This window comes from Micromonospora sp. CV4 (assembly GCF_003667455.1).
In the GTDB taxonomy this organism is placed as follows: domain Bacteria; phylum Actinomycetota; class Actinomycetes; order Mycobacteriales; family Micromonosporaceae; genus Micromonospora.
Map to the genome: position 1 here is coordinate 1 of NZ_RCVI01000144.1, position 2,408 is coordinate 2,408.

A 2,408-nucleotide genomic window follows, 5' to 3' on the forward strand; every position below is an offset into this window, starting at 1 on the left:
GGCCGAGTGCGTCCGGTCGGCAGCGCAGGTGTACGATGATCGACGTTCCGGCCCGCCCGACTTCAGGAGGTGATCGCTGTGCGAGATAGCGATCCTCCCAGTCGTGGCCGGGCCGATGGTCAGACCCGCTGAGCCACGACTCAGTCCGGTGAGCTGACCCCGCTCCGCTCCCCGCCACCCGGCCACGCCGAGGTGCGCGTGCCGCGCCGTCCGAATCCGGACGGTCGCCGGGAGCCGCCCGGTCACGACTTCGTGTGCGCGTCCCCACCCCCTGCGGTCCGCCCCCGCACGCGGACCGTCCAGCCGCCACCCGGAGCCGTCCATGAGCCGCTACGTCGCCCCGCTGGGCTTCACCCTCGCCGCCGTCTGGGTGGCCATCGTCTTCGTGCTCGCCGGCGGCGGGCACTGATCTGATCCACCGCGCACGCCCGCCCGATCACCCGGCCGGTGCGGCGGCGCCCGGGACCGGCCCGGGCACCGCCCGCCTTCACAGCATCCGGGACGACCAGAGCAGGCTGAGCGCACCGGCGCAGAGCGCCAGCAGCAGCGCCACCCCGGCGTACCACTGCGTCACCTCGCGCGGCTCGGTGCGGAACCCGATCGAGCTGCCCATGTCCTGGTAGACCTGCTTCAACTCGCTCACCGAGGCCGCCTCGTAGAAGTAGCCCTCGGTGGTCTCGGCCAGCTCCGCCAGGGCCAGCCGGTCCACCGGCACCCGCTGGAGCTGGCCGCCGATGTCGACCTGACCCGTGTCGGTGCCGAAGGCGATGGTGGAGACCGGCACGTTGGCCGCCTGCGCGGCGGCCGCCGCCTCCTCCACCGACCGGCCGGACGTGCGGAACCCGTCGGAGAGCAGCACGATCCGGGCAGGTGGAATGCCCGCCGCGCCGTCCGCCGGCACCGAGCGGATCGCCTCCAGGCAGGTGAACACCGCCTCGCCGGTCGCGGTCGCCTCGGCCAGCACCAGCCCGTCGATCGCACCGGTCACCGCCGCCCGGTCCTTGCCCGGCGGCACCAGCACGTTGGCCGCCTTGGCGAACGACACCAGGCCCAGGTTGTAGCTCTCCGGCAACTCGCCGACGAACTGCTTCGCCGCCTCCTGGGCCGCCTCCAGGCGGTTCGGCGCCACGTCGTCGGCCTGCATGGACAGCGACACGTCGATGGCGAGCATCACGGTGGCCCGCTCCAGCGGCTCCTTGGTGTCCACCGCCGGACGGGCCAGCGCGGTGGCCAGCACCAGCAGGCAGAGCAGGAACGCGGTCGCCGGAACGTGCCGGCGCCAGCCCAGCCCCTTCGGCGCCACGGTACGCAGCAGATCCACATTGGTGAAGCGCATCGCGTACGCCCGGCGGTGCAGCTGTCGCCAGAGGTAGAACGCGGCCAGGGCGAGCACCGGCAGCACTGCCAGCAGCCACCACGGTTGCATGAAACGGATCATCGTGTCGTCCCTCGGGTGCGGGCGTGCCGCTGCGCGGCCACGAAACGCACCATGTCCAGCAGCCAGTCTCGGTCGGTACGCAGTCGCAGATGTGCCGCGCCGGCGCCGCGCAGCGCGGCGGCGATGGTGGCCCGCTGGGCGGCGGCGGCCTCGGCGTAGCGCTGCCGCAGCCGCGGGTCGGCGGTCTGCACCTCGTGCAGCTCGCCGCTCTCCGGGTCGACCACCGGCAGCACACCCACGTCGGGCAGCTCCAACTCGCGCGGGTCGACCACCTCGATCGCCAGCACGTCGTGCCGGACTCGCAGCTTGCGCATCGGCCGGGACCACTGCTCGGCCGGCGCCAGGAAGTCCGAGACCACCACGGCCACCCCCCGCCGTCGGGGCGGGCGGTTGAGCATCTCGATCAGGGCGCCCAGGTCACCCCGGCCGGGCTGGATCGCGGTGCCGGCGACGGCGCGCAGCAGGCCCTGCGCCTCCTTGCGGCCGGAGCGGGCCGGCAGGCGGGTGAACACCCCGGGTCCGGCCGGCGGTGGCCCGCCCCGCCAACGCCGGGACGGTGCGGCGGACGCCCCGCCGCCGGTGCCGATCACCGCGCCGATCCGGTTGCCACCGCGCACGGTCAGGTGGCTGATCGCGGCGGCGGCGGCCACCACGACCTCCCGCTTGAGCCACTGCCCGGTGCCGAAGTCCAGGCTGGCCGAGAGATCCAACGCCAGCCAGGTCTCCAGCTCCCGGTCGGCGACCGTACGCCGCACGTGCGGCGTCGTGGTCCGCGCGGTGACCGGCCAGTCCATCCGGCGTACGTCGTCGCCGGGGCGGTATTCCCGCGACTCCCCCGCCTCGCTGCCCGGCCCGGGCAGCAGGCCGGCGTAGTCGCCCTGGAGCAGACCGTCGAGCTTGCGGGTGACCAGCAACTGGAGCCGGGACAGCACGGCCTCGCTGCGGTCGGAGACGGGGGCGGGTCGAGGGG

General features: G+C 74.3%; 2 protein-coding genes. Both read right to left on the reverse strand.

The window, feature by feature from the left end; genetic code table 11:
* Positions 1 to 487: 487 nt before the first annotated feature.
* The gene (locus tag EAD98_RS02550; protein WP_121652472.1) at positions 488 to 1,438 is read right to left on the reverse strand and encodes a VWA domain-containing protein; all 951 of its coding nucleotides are present in this window, start codon (positions 1,436 to 1,438) and stop codon (positions 488 to 490) included.
* Positions 1,435 to 2,370, reverse strand: a complete 936-nt coding sequence (locus tag EAD98_RS02555; RefSeq protein ID WP_233583689.1) for a DUF58 domain-containing protein — start codon at positions 2,368 to 2,370, stop codon at positions 1,435 to 1,437. Before EAD98_RS02555 ends, EAD98_RS02550 begins: the two co-directional genes overlap by 4 nt.
* Between the last annotated feature and the right edge of the window lie 38 nt (positions 2,371 to 2,408).

Bases quoted from the DNA above. Each gene is read 5' to 3' on its own strand.
- EAD98_RS02550 (WP_121652472.1), bottom strand. From the start codon at position 1,438: ATGATCCGTTTCATGCAACCGTGGTGGCTGCTGGCAGTGCTGCCGGTG.